The organism is Herpetosiphon sp. (assembly GCF_003512625.1).
Lineage (GTDB): Bacteria > Chloroflexota > Chloroflexia > Chloroflexales > Herpetosiphonaceae > Herpetosiphon > Herpetosiphon aurantiacus.
Map to the genome: position 1 here is coordinate 258099 of NZ_DOPT01000059.1, position 17758 is coordinate 275856.

Genomic DNA, 17758 nt, shown 5'->3' on the forward strand with positions numbered 1-17758 from the left:
TCAACACCGCTTGGCAATGGGGCAACATCGAATCAAGCAAAGGGATGCTTTAATTGAAGAGGAGAACGCGGCATGGACACAACAAGCTTTCCTGAATTTTGGCACTCCATCCCGCGTGACATTGCAGCCCTGATGCCAAACTCACCCGAATTACCCTACGACGCACATTTGATCTTAAATTCGATCGCTCGCCATTCGCATGAACTATATCAACATTCGCTGCGGGTTGGCCACATGGCTTGGCATATGAGCCATAGTTTGGGTGTACCAACCTATGAACGGCAGCAGATTTGGTTGGCAGCACTGTTGCATGATTGTGGCAAAACCCGCATGCCACGAAGCTTGCTGTTTTGCCCACCGCCAGGTAGCCCACATTGGGAAGTTGCGCTCTATCAACAGCATGTCAACGAAAGCCTTGATGTTTTACATGCTTATCCCACGCTGCATTTGCTCATTCCCTTAGTGGCTGAGCATCACGAACGGATTGATGGCACAGGTTTTCCACGTGGCAGCAAATATCCAGCCCGTAGTGCCCAAATCGTGGCTTTGGCCAATGCGCTCGACCATTTGCGAGCACAACCAAGCAGCCTTAGCCCCAATCTGCAAGGCTTAATCGATCAAGCGATTGATCACCATTGGGATTCAGCAGTGGCTGCGACGGCGCTTAGCGCTTGGCAGCAAACGAAGCTGGCTGAGGTTGGATAAGCGTCTCTTGCCATTCGGCAGCTTGTTGGCGCAAGCGACCACGCACCAAAGCCAAGGCATCAGCCGATTGATCTGCTGCAATCCAGCATCGCCCTAGGCGCTGAGCCACTGCCGCCGTCGTGCCTGAGCCACAACAGAGATCAGCTACCAGATCGCCTGAATTGCTTGCTGCGAGAATAATTCGCTCCAGCAAGCGTTCGGGCTTTTGGGTGGGGTAGCCCAAACGTTCAGCAGCCATGGGGTTGAGCATCGGAATATCCCAAACATCATCGACGGGCGTGCCATCGGGATGCGGCAAATAACGCTTGCCAGCCGCCGAACGAATGCCGGCCTTGGCAAAACCACTGCTGGCTTTATACGGTTGACGCATTGCTTGGAGATTAAATGTCCAGTGTTGCGGATGTTTGCTATACCACAAAATTGTATCGTGTTTATGCGAAAAACTGCGTCGTGCTCGCCCGCCGCCTGTGTAATGCCAAATAATTTCGTTGCGAAAGCACTCGAAACCCCACGTTTGGTCAAGCAGCACTTTGGCATAATGCACCGCCCGCCGATCAAGGTGCAAAAATAACGAGCCATGCTCAGCCACAATTCGGCGAGCAGCCACCAAACGTTGCTCAAGCCAAGCCAAATATTCAGTTAAGCCACCTTGCCAACGATCATCAAAAGCTCCAGCGCTATCGGCAAACACCCGACCAGCAGCAAATGGCGGGTCAAGATACAACAGATTGATCGATTGAGGCGCGATTGAGCCGATAACATCGAGCATTTCGCCTTGGATAAGCTGATTTGATTGCTGCGAATTCACGCCAAGCCCTTCTAAACTATGCTAACGATTGAATCAACAAATTGGCCAAGCGTTCGCGACTGGTCGTTTCAAGTTGATAGAGATCTTGCTCAATGTTAGTTTGGGTCATGAGTAAGGTGTGTTGGCCTGCCTGCAATAAACTATATTCACGGCTCAACACCTGCTGACCTTGATAGACCACTGCATTGAAAATCGTGGTGGTATGTGGTTGGCTCAACAACTCGATCAAACGGATGGCTGCTTCAGCCGAAACACCCGAATTGCCCAAGGCTCGTAGGGCAGCTTGTTCCTCGCTTTGTTCAACCAAACTACGGGCTTCGGCCAAAACCGTGCTTTGAATATGCCAGCGCACACTTAACTCAGCACTTCCCGCGTAGCCACACCAATCAAGGCTGTAATTTGCTAGTTGTGCCAACGAACCAAAGGCCTGCAAACGCTGCATATCGGAATTGAGCACCTCGTGGAAAACCACTGAATCGGCGTGTTTATGCCCAAATGCTTGCAGCACCGACCCATTATGTTGCACATGATGGATGATCAAACTGCGCTGGGGGTAAGCACAGGTTGCGACCAAGGCCAGCGGATCACGGGCGATCATCAACATTCCATCTTGGTCGGATTGAGCAAGCTGGCGTTGGCGCAGTGCGGCTTCGCCAAGCTGTAATAATTGAGCGTGCTCAGCAGGATTTTGGGCTGGAGCAACCCCCATAATACTTGCTGCACTAACCACAGCACAAATTGTCACAATTTCGGCGCGGCTTAACTCAACTACTGCGCTCATACCAACCTCCAAACATCAACAAAGCTCACTCCATTGTAACGGCAAACTGGGCGAGGCCATGCTAAAATGCGCTGAGCATTGCAACCCAACTAGCACAAGGAGATGGTTTGATGCAATTGACAATTCTGGGGTGTGGTGGCTCGATGGGCGTGCCAATGTTGGCCTGCGACTGCGTAGTCTGTACATCAACTGAGCCACGCAACCAGCGCACCCGCACCGCTGCCTTGATTCAAAGCCCAACCACAACCATTTTGATCGATCCTGGCCCAGATTTGCGGCTTCAAGGCTTGCGCCATAATTTGCAGCAGCTCGATGCAGTTTTAGTCACTCATCCGCATCAAGACCATATTGGTGGCATCGACGATTTGCGGCCATTTACCTTGCATACCCAACGAATGTTACCGCTGTATGCCAACCAATTTACCCTCGATCGCATTCGCTACCAATATGATTATGCCTTTGCCAGCGGCGAATCGGCTTCAACTCGCCCGAGCTTGGGCTTGAATCTGCTTGATGGCTCAGCGTTACAGATTGGCGATGTGCCGATTATTCCCTTGCCGATTGATCATGGTGATTGGCAGATTTTAGGCTTTCGAATTGGCGATTTGACCTATATGACTGACGTGAGCCATATTCCAGAGCCAACATTTGAGATGTTGCATGGCGTAAAGAGCTTAATTATCGGAGCGCTGCGCCATGAACCGCATCCATTGCACTTTACGGTTGAGCAAGCACTGGCTGCGGTAGCACGAATTCAGCCAGAACAGGCCTTTTTTGTGCATATGAGCCATAGCCTTGATTACAACACTGAGCATGCCACGCTACCCAAGCATGTTCAATTAGCCTATGATGGCTTGGTGTTGCCAATTGGAGAATGAGACTTTTTGATCGCGAAATGAGACTTTTGCTCAGCGGCGGGCTGCTATGCTACAGCCATCGGAATCAAGAAGGAGTGTAGCAATGCAACGACAAACTCGCCAACTTTGGCGCTCGACGCTGAGCCTGTTAGGAACGGTCGGATTAATAGCCAGTAGTTTTTCAATCACCACTAGTTCAATTTCGGCCCAGACGAGCGGCAGTGCCCAACCATGTTTGAGTGGCGATCCATTCCAACTGGCCGCGCTCAAAACCAAACTTAGCCAGGTCAATCCACCCAGCGGCGTTCAACGAGTCAATCGCACATTGACGGTCGAATTTATCACCACTGGCGTGTTGACTGATGAAGCGCCAACTATGCCAGTGCTCCCTACCGAAGTTGGCGACGATGAGCCATACGAACGCGAGCCAGTGCCTGCTTCAACTGCCACCTTCCGCGTGTTCAACACATTAACTTTGAACGAATTTCGGGTGGTGATGCAAGCCAGCACAGTCGGCACAATTCGCGATTGCTACGAGCGCAACGATTTGCTCAATGGCAAAATACCCACCGATTACACTGGCGATATTGATGCACCACCGCCACCACAACGCAGCAAGCAAACCGAAGTGTTCACACCGTTTGGCTGGAGCAATGGCGACGATAATCGTGAATTAAAAACCAACCATACCCAATTTCCATTACGCACAATCAGCCAATTTTCACGGGTGAGCGGCAACCAAGATTCCAACTGTACCGGGACTTTTGTAGGGCCACGTCACTTGATTACCGCCGCCCACTGTATCAATCGTGAAGCAACCAATGTTTGGTTTACCACCAAAGTTACGCCTGGCCGGAATGGCACGGGCACAGGCTCAGCACCGTATAACTCAACCGTGATCATGCCCAATCCACAGCCACCAGTGGAATCATGGTATTGGACCTTTGAAGAATGGCGCGATCCAAACCAAAACAATCGCACTCGCTGGGACATTGGGATGATCGTTGTACCTGATCGTTTGGGCGATACCACTTCATGGATGGGCGTTGCTCCACGTACAGCGACCTATTTGAAGAATACAACCAGCTATAATCGTGGTTACCCTAACTGTAATGGCGACGGAGCGACTCGTGGCAATGCTCCAGCTGGCTGTCAAGTTGCTCGAATGTATGGTGATCCTGGCAATTGTGGGGCACGTTGGTTCAAGAACCTTGATGGTGATGGTTGGTCACGGCGCTACGATGTGAAATGTGATGCCAGCGCTGGTCATAGTGGCAGCCCAGTTTATCATTATGAATACAGCGCCCACCACGGCAAAGATATTCCGGTTGTGTCAGCAGTGATTATCACCGAAGAATGTTTCACCTGTTCGAATCTGAATTCATATGTCAATACGGTGCGCCGCGTAACGCCTTCAGTCATCGACAACTATGTCGCCTTACGCGAAATCTTCAACTAGCAAACCCAAGCATCCACAACAAAGCCCGCTGCAACTCGTGCAGCGGGCTTTTATTTAGTTACGCAACGGCGTTCTGTGGTTGCGTCAATACTGTCGCTAGTGGCTGGAGTCGGAGGATGAGACTTTTTAATCGTGAAATGAGACTTTTGCCATGGGTCGCGCTGCTATGCTATATCCATCAAATTAAGAGTGAATCTCTTATTGGAGGATGGAACGATGGTTGCTCGACAAATAGTAAAAGCGGTTGCCGCTGGATTGCTCGTCGTTGGATTAAGTACTCCCGCCTTTGCAAGTGGGACGTTGACCAATAAATTTACCGATTACAACACTGTTGATGTGAAGGACACGGTAAATGTGATGGACTACGGGATGGCCACAGCAATTGGTGACTTCGATGATATTGCTGGAGTTCAGACCTTTGTCAGCGCTGTGCGCAAAGATGATGGCAATCTGCGGGTCAGTGCTTATTACGTCAATACCACTACCAACACAAAACTTGGGGCCGATATCGAAGATGGCGGGGCAATGAACGATGTCGCAATTGATCGCGTTGGTAGCTCAGGTCTCGTGGTTGCGGCTGTGGAGATGAACGACAGGAGCCTGAAGTTCATTGCCTACGATGTTACGACCGGAACGAATGGTCGAACGATTGATCGGCTCAATGATCATATTCCCTCGATTCCCGATTTATCCTTTGTCTCAGATGTGCAAATTGCTCGCGTCGGTTCGCTGAACAGAGGACAGTTTGTGACGATCGTCCGCCGACAAGACGGCACAATGCGGTTAGATTCGTGGAAAGTTGTACGCAACAATAACAACACAGTTACCTTTACATGGCTTGATTTTGTGGACGGAGGACTTCAGATCGGCGATGAGATCGCGATGATCAGAAATACAACCAATCTCTGGCAGTTTGCAACCGTCCATAAGAATAGTAACGATCTTATGAACATTCGCGTCTGGAACGTAGATCAAGATGCAAGTGGTTCGATCAATTTTCTTTCAGGCGTTGTCTATGGCACATCAATCGAGGGCTTCGATGTAGCCTTTTCAAGTCAACGGCTCCTCACTGCCCGCTATAAATCTGATGGGACAACGGTGATTGAAATGTGGAATGTTGATCCGTTCACGAATCAAATCTCATTGGATGCAAGTGGCTCATTATCAACTGGATCAAGTAATGGTGTCCAAATCTTTGATATGGGCGGTGGCGATTTGGTCTTACTCCGAGAAAATATCCTTGGGTCTTTGTTTCAGAATACGCTGAGCACCTCGGGTTCAGTTATCACCCTTGATCCTGGTGGAGATCAACATATGTTTACCGATGGGTTTAGTGGGGTCGATGGTGGTGACGGACGTTTGTTTTACGCAATTGCTGATGCGGATGTGAACAAACTCACCCACCAATTATGGCTCCATCAATAAATAACCAAGCATCCACAACAAAGCCCGCTGCAATCTATGCAGCGGGCTGTTGGCATTATTGGCGACCTTCTTTTTTGCGCTGACGATGATATTTCGCCATTGCCCGCCCCCATTCTTTGGCCTTTTGTTGGCGCGGATTGGGCGGTGGGCGATCATCATTTTTGCGTTCGCGGCGCTCAGCTATTTCTTCAGTTTCTTGGTCTTCCAACCACTCTTCATTCAAATAATTGCGTGTTTGGCCTTTCATGGCGACAGCATACTCCTCAATAGAAATTGATTCCGCAACGACGAGCGCTACGGGGAGCCTGCCCCAGGGCCGATTTAAATTAGGCTATCGTGCCCCAGCTACTTAGAGCTCCCCGTTTGAGAACACAATTACAGCAGCCATATGCACCCTCCTTGGTTTCAAAATGTCATCTGGTCGATAGTGTAAATAGCATACCAATTTTTTGGCTCCATCGCAAGACTGAATTTTAGCCCAAAAGGTGTTAACTTGCCTACCCTGATTAACCAAAAAACCACCCCTATGACCTAGCATAGAGGTGGTTTGAGCGAAGCGAGCGCGGTTTACTCGACGGTGAACTCACCATCGACTACGCCATCATCAGCGGCCTTGGCGTTGGCAGGTGCACCAGCAGCAGCAGCTTGGTCGCTGTACTGGGCTTCGCCAATGCTCATCAAGGTTTGTTGCAAGGTAGCCATTGCAGATTGAATCCCAGCATCATCCTCGGCAGCAATCTTCGAGCGCAAGTCGGCAATTTGGGCTTCGGCTTGGCTCTTGGCGCTTGGGTCAACCTTATCGCCGAGGTCGTTGAGCGTTTTTTCAGCTTGATAGGCAATGTTATCAGCTTGGTTTTTCAGCTCAATCTTGGCACGACGAGCTTGGTCGGCTGAAGCATTCGATTCAGCATCACGCACCATTTTTTGCACATCGTCTTTGCTCAGGTTGGTGCTAGCGGTAATCGTGATCTTTTGCTCTTTGTTGGTGGCTTTATCTTTGGCCGAAACGTTGATAATGCCGTTTGCATCAATATCAAAGGTCACTTCGATTTGTGGCACACCACGTGGCGCAGGCGTAATCCCTTGCAATTGGAAGCGAGCCAAGGTCATGTTGTCGCCAGCCATCTCGCGTTCGCCCTGCAAAACGTGAATATCAACCGCAGTTTGGCCATCAGCCGCCGTGCTAAATACTTCCGATTTGCGGGTTGGGATGGTGGTGTTGCGATCAATCAACTTGGTCATGATCCCACCAAGGGTTTCCACGCCCAACGACAATGGCGTTACGTCAAGTAAGAGCACATCTTTGACTTCGCCGCCAAGCACACCAGCTTGAATTGCTGCGCCGATTGCCACCACTTCGTCTGGGTTCACACCCTTATGTGGATCTTTGCCGGTCAGTTTGCGCACTAATTCTTGCACCACTGGCATCCGGGTTGAACCACCGACCAAGACCACTTCATCAATTTGGGTGGCCTTCAAGCCAGCATCTTTGAGCGCTTGGGTAAATGGCCCTTTGAGCCGTTCGGTCAAATCAGCGGTCAATTGCTCGAACTTCGAGCGGGTCAAGTTGGTGACCAAGTGCTTGGGTCCGCTGGCATCTGCCGTAATAAAGGGCAGGTTGATTTCGGTTTCCATGGTCGTCGAGAGTTCCATCTTGGCTTTTTCAGCAGCTTCTTTCAAGCGTTGTAAGGCTTGCTTATCGCTGGTCAGGTCAATGCCTTGATCTTTTTTATACTCGTCGATCAACCATTTAACAATCCGATGGTCGTAGTCATCGCCGCCAAGGTGAGTATCGCCATTGGTTGCCTTGACCTGAATCACGCCATCGCCAACTTCGAGCACTGAAACGTCGAATGTACCGCCACCAAGGTCGAAGACCAAGATCGTTTCGTCGTTCTTTTTATCGAGACCATAGGCCAAAGCCGCAGCGGTTGGCTCGTTGATAATCCGCAATACTTCCAACCCAGCAATTTGACCAGCATCTTTGGTTGCTTGGCGTTGAGCATCGTTGAAATAGGCTGGCACGGTAATGACCGCTTGGCGCACAGGCTCGCCCAAATATTGTTCAGCATCGTTTTTGAGCTTTTGCAAGGTCATAGCTGAAATTTCTTGGGGTGTGTAATCCTTGCCAGTGCGTGGTACGCGTACCCGAGCATCGCCGCGTGGGCCATTGACAATTTCGTATGGAACCGTGCTGCGTTCTTGGGTTGCTTTATCAAACTCCAAGCCCATAAAGCGCTTGATTGAGAAAATAGTATTTTCGGGGTTGACGGTTGCTTGCCGCTTGGCAGTTTGCCCAACCAATCGTTCGCCGTTTTTCGAGAAGGCCACAACTGATGGTGTGGTGCGACCACCTTCAACGTTTGCAATAACCGCTGGATCGCCACCTTCCATAACAGCGACTACCGAGTTGGTTGTCCCCAAGTCGATCCCTACAATCTTTGCCATAGCGGTTAATCCTCCAAAAATGTGTTTATTGATATGTCTAATGTGTTTGTATGTTTGTTGGAACAGGCGGCGTTTACTGCCCGACCTGTGTATGGAGTATAGCCGATCATCCACTAGAACAATATAGATGGAGTGTTAGTTTTGTGTAAGAGATGGTTAACAGGGAGAAAATCAAAAGGCAGAAGGCAGAAGGCAAAAAGAACGAGGGATGAAGTTGAGAATATAGAAGATAGAGCCTAGAGGCAGGTTTAACGCAGAGGCGCAGAGAATGTGAGGTTTTTGGATCTAGAAGAATAATCAAAACAATCTGGGCAATTCGTGGCTAAAAAATAATCCTTCGCGATCTTCGTGTCCTTCGTGGTTTCGCGTTCTTTGTGTCCTTTGTGGATCAAAAAAGGGATCAGTTGCCTGATCCCAACAACTGCTCTAAATAGGGCGTAACACCCCAAAATTGCTTAAGTGCCTGATATTCGGCCACGGCTTTGGAATCAGGTTTTTTGCTACGAATAGCCCGAATCATTAAATTCTTGCCAGTCTGCTCTGCATCAACAAACTCAATAATCTCGCTACGATAGCCATTGATCCGCAACAGTTGCGCCCGCAGGCTGTCGGTCACTAAATCGGCGGTGCGCTGGCGAATGCTGCCATGGCGCAACATGGAGTTGAGCACCTCGGCTTGAATTTGATGCGTCAGATGTTTATGGCAACAAGGCACACTCAAAATTGCTTGGGCTTGGCTGCGAATCGCCAAAGCCAAGGCATCGTCGGTGGCGGTATCGCAGGCATGCAACGAAAACACCACATCTGGCTGCTGCTCAGGCTGCCAATCGGCTAAGGGCATGGCGATAAATTGCATATCGGTGTAGCCCAATTCTTCTGCTTGAGCGCGACATTTAGCAATTAAATATTCGTTTGAATCAACCCCAATCACCACCGCCGCTAAGCCACGAATGTTGACCAAATAGTGATAGGCCGCAAAGGTCAAATAGGCCGAGCCACAGCCAGCATCAAGAATTCGCAACGGTTGCTCAGGGCTGGGTTTGAGATCAAGCTCATCGAACACCCGCAAAAATTCATTGATTTGGGTGTATTTTTTGCTCATGCTGGCACGAATCACCCCATCGTTGGTCATAATGCCCGTTTTTTGTAAATAGGCATCAGGGCTATCGCTGGGCAAAGGCAAGGCTTTAACGTGGTTATGGCGCAAATCTGGAGCCGCCGCTTGATTGCGGACTCGACTAATAATCACTTTGCCCTTTTTGCTCCGTTGGATTTGGATGCGTTCGCTGGTGGTTTCCAGCGTAATATTGCTCAGCGGAATCGCAATAATCTCACCGAGGGCGCTGCTGGCTTGCTCGATTGCGTAATTTTTGGTGATATTTTGACGCTGGTCAAAATAGGCTGCTTGCCAAGCGCGGCCTTGTTTCAATTGCACAGGCCGCACCACCACCCGTTGCCAACGTAGATCGGTGGCACGGGCAGCACCACTCATGGTCAGGCGCACAAAATCGTCAGTTAACGCCAACGCGATCAACTGCTCATGATAATTTTCTGGTGTTAGTTGCATGGAATTAACTCAATGTGGCGACGCTAAGACGTACTTAATTGGTATTGAGTAGCCTAGCGCCACCAAAAATTGGCCTTGATTTAGTTGGCTGCTTGGCGTTTTTTGCGCCAAATTTTATAGCCGATAAAGACCACCGCCAAACCGACCAAGGTTGCAGGCACGGCAATCACTGCTGCTTCGCCGATCTCCTTAAACACTGAATCGACTTGGACTTTGGTGGTAAAAACCATCTCGCCTTCAGGAGCGCCCAGCACTAAGCGCATTGTCCATTGATCGCTAATCGTAAAGCGCAGTCGGTCGCTGGTATAGCGGCCTGCGTTACGATCTTGATTTTCCGGCAGCATGGTAAATAATTCTTCGCGGCCAATGCTATCGGGCGCGGCATAGAGCTGCACCAAATTAAGCGGCGAAGGTTGGCCCGAGGTCGCATCGGTAATCACAACCCGCAACAGCGCCTCACCAACTGCTGGTGGATTTGGGGCAAGGGTGGCGACAACCCGATACGCTCCGCGAACTTCGTCGATCAACACTTGCTCGTTTGGATTATCCGCGAAAGCGCGGTTGGGCAGGAGCACCAGCAGCGCTAGTGCCACAAACAGAAATCGTAGAATGCGCATACTTCCCTATGGTACAATGCTTCAGCCTGCGCCATTGGCGGCGCATTGCCTGTAGTATATCGCGATTTTAACCAAACCTGTCGTGGGGATGTCATGTTTTTAATTGTTGGGCTGGGCAATCCAGGTGAGAAATATCTGAATAATCGGCATAATGTGGGCTTTCAATGTGTAGCCGAGTTTGCCCGTCGCCATCATTTAAGTTTCGATGGCAAGCGCTCCGATGCCCGCATTGCTGAGGGCTTGGTCAATGGCCAACGCGTGGCCTTGGCTCGCCCGCAAACCTTTATGAACGATAGTGGCAAATCAGTCGTCGGCCTCGTAAATTGGTACAAAATCGACCCAGCCAGCGAATTATTGGTGGTTTACGACGATTTAGATCTGCCTTTTGGCACGATCAAGCTGCGCAATCAAGGTAGTTCTGGTGGTCAGCGTGGCATGAATTCGATTATTCAATTGCTGGGAACTCAAAAATTTGCCCGCTTGCGCTTTGGCATTGGCCGCCCACCTGAAGGTTGGGAAGTGATTAATTTTGTGCTCGGCAATTGGAATGCTGCCGAACGCGAAACCTTGCCAAAACTCTACGATCGGGCGGTTGAGGCCTGCGAATTGTGCTTGAGTGATGGCGTGACCAAAGCCATGAACGCCGTCAATGGCGAAGCCCCCAAGAAAAGTAAAGATCAAGCAAAGGAGCCAGCCAATGAGCAACCACGTTGATTATGCCCAAGCTCGCAGCTATTGCCTGAGCCTTGACGACGTAATTGAAGATTATCCATTTGGGATTGAACCCTTGGTGTTTAAAATTGGCGATGAGCGCGGCAAAATGTTTGCCCTACTTGTTCGCAGTGAGCCAGCCCAAATTAGCCTGAAATGCGATCCTGATCGGGCTGAGATGTTGCGCGAACAATATCCAGCGATTACGGCTGGCTATCATTTAAATAAGCGCCATTGGAACACAATTGTGCTTGATGGCAGCGTGCCCGATGAGGAATGTTTGGCGCTGATCGCCCATTCCTATGATTTAGTCCGGCCAAAACGGCGTAAAGCCTAGGCTTTTCCCTCACCCCCAACCCCTCTCACTGTGGCGGGCGAGGGGAGCTTGATTTAAGTTCATTTGAGGTTGATTAATGCTGCCGTTGCAGATTGTACCAGTGCGTAATGCCCGCCAGCGGCAACAATTTATTCATTTTCCGTGGAAGGTTTATCGTGGCGCAAACCCCGATCCGTTGTGGGTTCCGCCCTTGTTAATCGAACGCGAACGCTTTTTTAACCCCAAACATGGCGGTTTTTTTGCCCATGGCGATGTGCAATTGTTTCTGGCGCAGCGCGGCACGGAAATTGTTGGCACAATCTCGGCCCACATCAATTTTCTGCATAATCGCACTCACAACGAGCACATTGGTTTTTTTGGTTTTTTCGAGGTGCTCGATGACCCCGAAGCTGCCGCTACACTGCTGCAAACTGCCTGTGCTTGGGTGCGTGATCGCGGCTATAAAGCGATTCGTGGCCCTATGAACTTCTCGATTAATGATGAATGTGGCTTGCTGATCGAAGGCTTTGAGCTAGCCCCTGTGATGATGATGACCTATAATCCAGCCCGTTATGTTGAATATATCGAGCATCAAGGTTTTGGCAAGGCGATCGATTTATATGCCTGGATCGTCGATCAGCGCAGCTATGCCGAAAAAGGGCGTGGGGCGAAAATCGAGCGGGTGGCAGCCTTAGCCCAAGCCCAAACTGGCTTAACTTTTCGCAAACTGAATATGCGACGTTTTGCCGAAGAAGTTGAGGCGGGCTGGCACGTTTATAATCAGGCTTGGGCCAACAATTGGGGCGCAATTCATATGACCTTGGCTGAATTTCGCCATTTAGCCTATAGCTTCAAGCCTTTTCTCGACCCCGAAGTGATGATTGTGGCCGAAGATCAGGGGCGCATGGTAGGCTTACTGATCGCTGTGCCCGATATTAATATTCCGTTGCGCTACAGTGATGGACGCTTATTGCCATTTGGCTGGCTCACGATGTTGCGGCGCAAACGCGAAATCGACCAAATGCGGGTGTTGATTATGGGGGTTTTGCCCGAATATCGACGACGCGGGATCGATGCAGTTTTTTATCGTGAAGTGCGCAATGCAGGCCTCAAGCGCGGCTATCATACCGCCGAAATGTCGTGGATTCTTGAAAATAACGATGTGATGAACAATACGATTGCTGGTTTAGGCGGGCGGCGCTATAAAACCTATCGCATTTACGAAAAAAAGCTTAGTTAAATTGATCGGGAGCAACCAACAGGTTGCTCCCGTATTGCAAGGCAAGGGCTACGAGCATAGCCACTGCTCTTAACGCCTCAGATAGTCAAATTACTACCAGGTTGCTGGCGGATCACTGGCAGGAAAACTGGTATCGACCGCTTTATCTTCATTCTCAAGCGATTCTTCTTTGTTAGTTTTGGCCTCAACCTTGAGCTTATCGCTATATTCAGGATTGTTAGCATTGGGCTTTTCGCCAACCGCATTGGCCTTGACCGCCGTGCGTTCTTCTTCATCCTCAATTACCTTGCGGAACCGTTCAAGATCTTCGGCAATCGCCTTTTGGGGATCGTTGCCAAACAATTTGGCGACAGCCTCACCAACCGTGCCTGCTGGTGGTTGATAATCGAGCTGCACGCGCACTTCAGTTTGTTCATCGCTCAAGGCATTAAATTCAACTCGACCTTGATTGGGCAACGTTGAGTTGGGCAATGAACGCCAAGCGATATATTCATTCAGTTTGGCATCAGCAATTTCTGCATCCCACGAAATGCTCAAGCCCAGCGGAGCCTTGGCTTCCCAGTGGCTCGTGCCATTTTGAAACATCTTGACGCTATTGAGGTAATGCATAAATTTAGGCAAGTTTTCAAAATTGCCCCAAAAGCGAAACACCTCGGCGACTGGCTGATCAACCGTAATTGTCTGTTCAACGCTGATCGCCTTGGCTTGGTCTACGCCAGCCTGATCGGCATTGGTATGGTTGGTAGGAATTGGAATCCGTGGCGTTGCTGGGGCAGTAGGCTTGCTCCACATGGCTTGGGTCGTTGGTTCAGCTGTATTGATATTGAGCGCACTATAGACTGGGCAATGGCCAGTCAAGCCGCGCCACAAGAGCGGCGCACCACCAGCAATCGCCGCCAAGCTTACTGGCAAATGGCGACGCATAATTCCAAATGCAACCAACGCACTGCCGCTTGCTACCGAAAGCAAGCGCTCAGTTTGATGCACATTTTTCTCAGTAGCCATACAAAACTCCTTCACTAGCAGGCTATTGCAATCTACTGAGCACTATCGCAAGTTGCGTACCACAAGATTTGATCCACGAAGGGCACGAAGGACACGAAGAGCATGAAGTAATCGAAACCTCGAAGAACGCGAAGAGCACTAAGAATAAGGAATTAACGCTTAGTTTGAAGTTTATCAATCAACCACAGGCTATCACTAATTGTACTTTTAGGGGGTGCAGGGGGCTTTAATCCCCCTGCGTCTCCCGCCTTGAGGCGGGACGGAAGGGTGATGATCAATGATCATGTTTAAAACCTATCCTTGACAGAAGCGAGCCAGGGGGTGAGGGGAAAAGTTTTAGATTTTGCCAATTGCAGATATTTTTTAGCCAAGGAGTTGATGATGGCCACTCGCTATGATAGTAGCATCACCGAGCCAAAATGGCGCGAACGTTGGGAACGCGACGGCATTTATCGCTTCGAGCCAGACAGCGATAAGCCTAAACACTATGCCGTCACTATGTTGCCCTATCCATCGGGCAATTTGCACATTGGCCATTGGTATGCCATGTCGCCCAGCGACGTGCATGCCCGCTACATGCGCATGCGTGGCTACAACGTCTTTTTCCCAATGGGCTTCGATGCCTTTGGCCTGCCCGCTGAAAACGCCGCAATCAAAAACAACTTAGATCCGCGCAAATGGACCTATTCCAACATTGAATATATGCGCGGCCAATTGCAATCGATGGGCATGATGGTCGATTGGGATCAGCAAATTGTTAGCGCCGACCCTGAATATTATCGCTGGAATCAGTGGTTTTTTATTCAGTTTTTCAAGCGTGGCTTAGCCTACAAAAAATTCTCAGCCGTCGATTGGTGTCCCAAGTGTAATACAACCTTGGCCCGCGAACAGGTTGTGGGCGATGAGCGGCGCTGTGAACGCTGCGATAGCTTAGTCACCAAGCGCGATTTGGATCAATGGTATTTCAAAATTACTTCATACGCTGATGAATTGCTGAATTTCTCAGAGTTGGATTGGCCTGAGCGCATCACAACCATGCAGCGCAACTGGATTGGTCGCTCAGAAGGAGCTGAAATCAGCTTCAAATCTGAGGCTGGCGACCCAATTACGGTCTTTTCAACTCGCCCCGACACCTTGTGGGGTGCAACCTTTATGGTGTTGGCTCCGGAACATCCGTTGGTTGCCAAATTGACCAGCGCCGAGCAAAAAGCCAGCGTCGATGCCTATGTAGCCGAAGCAATTCGCAAAACCGAAGTTGAGCGCCAATCGACCGACGACGAAAAGCCCAAAACTGGCGTGTGGATCGGTGCGTATGCGATCAATCCAGCGAGCCAAGAGCGCGTGCCAATTTGGATTGCCGATTATGTGTTGATGACCTATGGCACTGGCGCGATCATGGCCGTGCCCGGCCACGATGAACGCGATTTTGCCTTTGCCAAAACCTTTGGCTTGGCAATCAAACGCGTAGTTACCCAATCTGAGCAAACTGCCGAAACTCCCTTGGAAGCAGCCGAGCCAGCCTATGGCACGGTCGTTAATTCAGGCCAAATCGATGGCTTGAGCTCAGCCGAGGCCAAAGAAGCTGTGATTAACTGGCTGGAAGCTGAGCAATTGGGCAAACGGGCGATTAATTATCGTTTGCGCGATTGGCTGGTCAGCCGCCAACGCTATTGGGGTACGCCAATCCCGATGATTTATTGCCCAACATGTGGTACTGTACCCGTGCCAGAAGATCAATTACCATTGTTGCTGCCCGATAGTGTTGATTTCAAGCCAACAGGCGAATCGCCCTTGAAATTGCACCCAACCTGGCGCTTTACCACATGTCCAACCTGTGGCGGCGAGGCTGAGCGCGACACCGACACCATGGATACATTTGTTGATTCGTCGTGGTATCAAGTGCGCTACTTAAGCCCGCACGAAACGAATGCGCCCTTTACCAAAGCGATTGCCGATAAATGGTTGCCAGTTGATCAATATACGGGTGGTCGCGAACATGCCGTGATGCACTTGCTGTACACCCGTTTTTGGTGGAAAGCCATGCGTGATATGGGCTTAGTCAGCGCTAACGAGCCAATGACCCGTTTGATCAACCAAGGGGTGATTTTAGGCGAAGATAGTAATAAAATGTCGAAATCGCGCGGCAATGTGATTGACCCAGATATGCTGGTAGCCCAATATGGTGCTGACACCGTGCGCACTTTCTTGATGTTTATTGGCCCGTGGGAGCAAGGCGGTCCATGGAATAATCGCGGGATCGAAGGTTGTGTGCGCTTCTTGGATCGGGCTTGGCGGGTCGTGACTGATACGCCACAACGCCACGATGCTGTGGGCGATGCTAGCACATTGGAGCGCCAAACCCATCGGATCATCAAAAAAGTTGGCGACGATTTGCAGCGTTTTGCCTTTAACACCGCCATTGCTGGCTTGATGGAGTTCGTCAACGAATTGATGAAAGTCCGCGAAACCGATGTGTATGGCACTACAACATGGCGCAAGGCCACCGAAACCTTGACCTTGTTGTTAGCACCAATCGCTCCCCACATTGCTGAAGAATTATGGGAATTTTTGGGCAACAGCCAAAGCGTCCATTTGCAAGCTTGGCCAAGCTACGATGAAACCTTATTGATCGACGAATCGATTGAATTGCCAGTGCAAATAAATGGTAAAGTTCGCGGTAAAATACAGGTAGCCGCCACCGCCGATGAACCAAGCATCATTGCAACCGCTTTGGCTGATGAAAAGATTGCCCCCTTGGTCGCGGGCAAAACCATCGTCAAGCAAATTGTGGTACCAAATCGCTTGGTCAATATCGTAATCAAATAAGTTTTTGGCCAGACAACGGAAGGGTCGTAGAGAAACCCTTCCGTTGGCCAACCCAAGAAGCGAGATAGCTTGGCAATTCGGAAACGTTGCCAACATTCAAGGAGCCTGCATGACCAACTATTACGAAATGTTCAAGCAGCACGAAGAATCGATCGTCGAAACCATTATTACTACCTTGCAAACCCAAATTCCTACCTACGGCAAAATATCACGCGATGATGTTCGCAAACGGGTCATCGCTGGGCTTGATCCATATGCCCGCGATTTGGATACAGAGCATCCCAAGGCTTTTCCTGATTATTGGCGCGAAACGAGCTACTTACGGGCGCAACAAGGTATTCCTATTGGCGATTTCTTGCAGGTTTTGCTCCTTTCCACCGATATTATGATTCAGGGTTTGCGCCAAGCCTACCCCGATAGTACCGCTGATCAAATTAATGTGATTGAAAAAGGCCATCAAATTACGACCGCTGCGATTGCTGCTGTCTACGAAGGCTTTCAACAACACAAAGATGAAATTATCTCATCACAAACCTACGCACTGGCCGAAGTTTCATCGCCAATCGTGCCAGTCTATGAAGGCGTTTTGGTCTTGCCCTTGATTGGCTCAATCGATTCGATGCGGGCAGGCCAAATTATGGAATCGCTGCTTGAATCAATCAACACCTATAGCGCAGATGTCGTCATTTTGGATATTACTGGTGTTCCAGTGATCGACACGGGCGTTGCCAATTATTTGTTGCAATCCGCTCGCGCCGCGCGTTTGCTTGGTTCAACCGTGGTACTGGTCGGGATTGGCGCTGAAATTGCCCAAACGATTGTCCAATTAGGCATCGATCTTACGGGCATCGTCACCCGCGCCAACTTACAATCGGGCATCGAATACGCCCTAGATTTACAAGGCTTGGCGATTCGCCCCCGTTAATTAGGCTCAACGCTGTTAAATCAGCATAGTTTTAGAGACTCGGCAGATCGCAGTAGGTTGGCATTTTT

General features: G+C 49.9%; 16 protein-coding genes. 9 read left to right on the forward strand and 7 right to left on the reverse strand.

Annotated elements, in window-relative coordinates; all coding sequences use genetic code 11:
- Window positions 1-72: 72 nt before the first annotated feature.
- Window positions 73-705, forward strand: coding sequence for an HD-GYP domain-containing protein (locus tag DEF47_RS13665; protein ID WP_012187879.1), 633 nt, complete (start codon window positions 73-75; stop codon window positions 703-705).
- On the opposite strand, the gene DEF47_RS13670 is transcribed toward DEF47_RS13665, so the two are convergent.
- Both DEF47_RS13670 and DEF47_RS13675 read right to left on the reverse strand, forming a co-directional pair.
- Window positions 665-1513 (reverse strand): DNA-methyltransferase, encoded by an 849-nt coding sequence (locus DEF47_RS13670; protein WP_012187878.1) that lies wholly within the window; start codon window positions 1511-1513, stop codon window positions 665-667. The genes DEF47_RS13665 and DEF47_RS13670 overlap by 41 nt on opposite strands.
- 16 nt (window positions 1514-1529) lie before the next feature.
- Complete coding sequence (locus DEF47_RS13675) at window positions 1530-2294, reverse strand: hypothetical protein (protein ID WP_012187877.1); 765 nt, start codon at window positions 2292-2294, stop codon at window positions 1530-1532.
- 110 nt (window positions 2295-2404) lie between these two features.
- Between DEF47_RS13675 and DEF47_RS13680 the strand changes: the two genes are divergently transcribed.
- The 3 genes from DEF47_RS13680 (at window position 2405) to DEF47_RS13690 (ending at window position 6035) form a co-directional block, all read left to right on the forward strand.
- Entirely contained in the window at window positions 2405-3172 is a 768-nt protein-coding gene (locus DEF47_RS13680) for an MBL fold metallo-hydrolase (RefSeq protein WP_012187876.1), read from the forward strand.
- An 82-nt stretch (window positions 3173-3254) separates the two neighbouring features.
- Window positions 3255-4610 (forward strand): trypsin-like serine peptidase, encoded by a 1356-nt coding sequence (locus tag DEF47_RS13685; RefSeq protein ID WP_012187875.1) that lies wholly within the window; start codon window positions 3255-3257, stop codon window positions 4608-4610.
- Between the two features lie 216 nt (window positions 4611-4826).
- Window positions 4827-6035, forward strand: coding sequence for a hypothetical protein (locus DEF47_RS13690; protein ID WP_012187874.1), 1209 nt, complete (start codon window positions 4827-4829; stop codon window positions 6033-6035).
- 55 nt (window positions 6036-6090) lie between these two features.
- Here the strand turns inward: DEF47_RS13690 and DEF47_RS13695 are convergent, their stop codons facing one another.
- From DEF47_RS13695 to DEF47_RS13710, 4 genes are all read right to left on the reverse strand, one after another.
- Window positions 6091-6282, reverse strand: coding sequence for a hypothetical protein (locus DEF47_RS13695; protein WP_041303836.1), 192 nt, complete (start codon window positions 6280-6282; stop codon window positions 6091-6093).
- Between the two features lie 320 nt (window positions 6283-6602).
- The gene (dnaK, locus tag DEF47_RS13700; RefSeq protein ID WP_012187873.1) at window positions 6603-8483 is read right to left on the reverse strand and encodes a molecular chaperone DnaK; all 1881 of its coding nucleotides are present in this window, start codon (window positions 8481-8483) and stop codon (window positions 6603-6605) included.
- 400 nt (window positions 8484-8883) lie between these two features.
- Window positions 8884-10050 (reverse strand): class I SAM-dependent methyltransferase, encoded by a 1167-nt coding sequence (locus tag DEF47_RS13705; protein ID WP_012187872.1) that lies wholly within the window; start codon window positions 10048-10050, stop codon window positions 8884-8886.
- An 80-nt stretch (window positions 10051-10130) separates the two neighbouring features.
- A complete protein-coding gene (locus tag DEF47_RS13710; protein WP_012187871.1) occupies window positions 10131-10667 on the reverse strand; it encodes a hypothetical protein in 537 nt (178 codons plus the stop codon).
- A 93-nt stretch (window positions 10668-10760) separates the two neighbouring features.
- On the opposite strand from DEF47_RS13710, the gene pth reads away from it, so the two are divergent.
- The 3 genes from pth to DEF47_RS13725 all read left to right on the forward strand — a co-directional run bounded on the left by pth (window position 10761) and on the right by DEF47_RS13725 (window position 12934).
- Window positions 10761-11381 carry an aminoacyl-tRNA hydrolase gene (gene pth / locus DEF47_RS13715; protein WP_012187870.1) on the forward strand — a complete coding sequence of 207 codons (621 nt, stop codon included), beginning with the start codon at window positions 10761-10763 and terminating at the stop codon, window positions 11379-11381.
- A complete protein-coding gene (locus DEF47_RS13720; protein WP_012187869.1) occupies window positions 11365-11715 on the forward strand; it encodes an MmcQ/YjbR family DNA-binding protein in 351 nt (116 codons plus the stop codon). Before pth ends, DEF47_RS13720 begins: the two co-directional genes overlap by 17 nt.
- A 76-nt stretch (window positions 11716-11791) precedes the next feature.
- The gene (locus DEF47_RS13725) at window positions 11792-12934 is read left to right on the forward strand and encodes a GNAT family protein (RefSeq protein ID WP_012187868.1); all 1143 of its coding nucleotides are present in this window, start codon (window positions 11792-11794) and stop codon (window positions 12932-12934) included.
- Window positions 12935-13027: 93 nt separating this feature from the next.
- Here the strand turns inward: DEF47_RS13725 and DEF47_RS13730 are convergent, their stop codons facing one another.
- Window positions 13028-13939 (reverse strand): SRPBCC family protein, encoded by a 912-nt coding sequence (locus DEF47_RS13730; protein WP_012187867.1) that lies wholly within the window; start codon window positions 13937-13939, stop codon window positions 13028-13030.
- Window positions 13940-14320: 381 nt separating this feature from the next.
- Here DEF47_RS13730 and leuS point away from each other — a divergent pair, with 381 nt between their 5' ends.
- Both leuS and DEF47_RS13740 read left to right on the forward strand, forming a co-directional pair.
- Window positions 14321-16765 carry a leucine--tRNA ligase gene (gene leuS / locus DEF47_RS13735; protein ID WP_012191943.1) on the forward strand — a complete coding sequence of 815 codons (2445 nt, stop codon included), beginning with the start codon at window positions 14321-14323 and terminating at the stop codon, window positions 16763-16765.
- A 109-nt stretch (window positions 16766-16874) separates the two neighbouring features.
- Window positions 16875-17690, forward strand: a complete 816-nt coding sequence (locus DEF47_RS13740; protein WP_012191944.1) for an STAS domain-containing protein — start codon at window positions 16875-16877, stop codon at window positions 17688-17690.
- Window positions 17691-17758: the final 68 nt, after the last annotated feature.

Bases quoted from the DNA above. Each gene is read 5' to 3' on its own strand.
- leuS (WP_012191943.1), top strand. From the start codon at position 14,321: ATGGCCACTCGCTATGATAGTAGCATCACCGAGCCAAAATGGCGCGAA.
- DEF47_RS13680 (WP_012187876.1), top strand. From the start codon at position 2,405: ATGCAATTGACAATTCTGGGGTGTGGTGGCTCGATGGGCGTGCCAATG.
- DEF47_RS13720 (WP_012187869.1), top strand. From the start codon at position 11,365: ATGAGCAACCACGTTGATTATGCCCAAGCTCGCAGCTATTGCCTGAGC.
- DEF47_RS13665 (WP_012187879.1), top strand. From the start codon at position 73: ATGGACACAACAAGCTTTCCTGAATTTTGGCACTCCATCCCGCGTGAC.
- DEF47_RS13725 (WP_012187868.1), top strand. From the start codon at position 11,792: ATGCTGCCGTTGCAGATTGTACCAGTGCGTAATGCCCGCCAGCGGCAA.
- DEF47_RS13675 (WP_012187877.1), bottom strand. From the start codon at position 2,294: ATGAGCGCAGTAGTTGAGTTAAGCCGCGCCGAAATTGTGACAATTTGT.
- dnaK (WP_012187873.1), bottom strand. From the start codon at position 8,483: ATGGCAAAGATTGTAGGGATCGACTTGGGGACAACCAACTCGGTAGTC.
- pth (WP_012187870.1), top strand. From the start codon at position 10,761: ATGTTTTTAATTGTTGGGCTGGGCAATCCAGGTGAGAAATATCTGAAT.
- DEF47_RS13730 (WP_012187867.1), bottom strand. From the start codon at position 13,939: ATGGCTACTGAGAAAAATGTGCATCAAACTGAGCGCTTGCTTTCGGTA.
- DEF47_RS13710 (WP_012187871.1), bottom strand. From the start codon at position 10,667: ATGCGCATTCTACGATTTCTGTTTGTGGCACTAGCGCTGCTGGTGCTC.
- DEF47_RS13685 (WP_012187875.1), top strand. From the start codon at position 3,255: ATGCAACGACAAACTCGCCAACTTTGGCGCTCGACGCTGAGCCTGTTA.
- DEF47_RS13705 (WP_012187872.1), bottom strand. From the start codon at position 10,050: ATGCAACTAACACCAGAAAATTATCATGAGCAGTTGATCGCGTTGGCG.
- DEF47_RS13690 (WP_012187874.1), top strand. From the start codon at position 4,827: ATGGTTGCTCGACAAATAGTAAAAGCGGTTGCCGCTGGATTGCTCGTC.
- DEF47_RS13695 (WP_041303836.1), bottom strand. From the start codon at position 6,282: ATGAAAGGCCAAACACGCAATTATTTGAATGAAGAGTGGTTGGAAGAC.
- DEF47_RS13740 (WP_012191944.1), top strand. From the start codon at position 16,875: ATGACCAACTATTACGAAATGTTCAAGCAGCACGAAGAATCGATCGTC.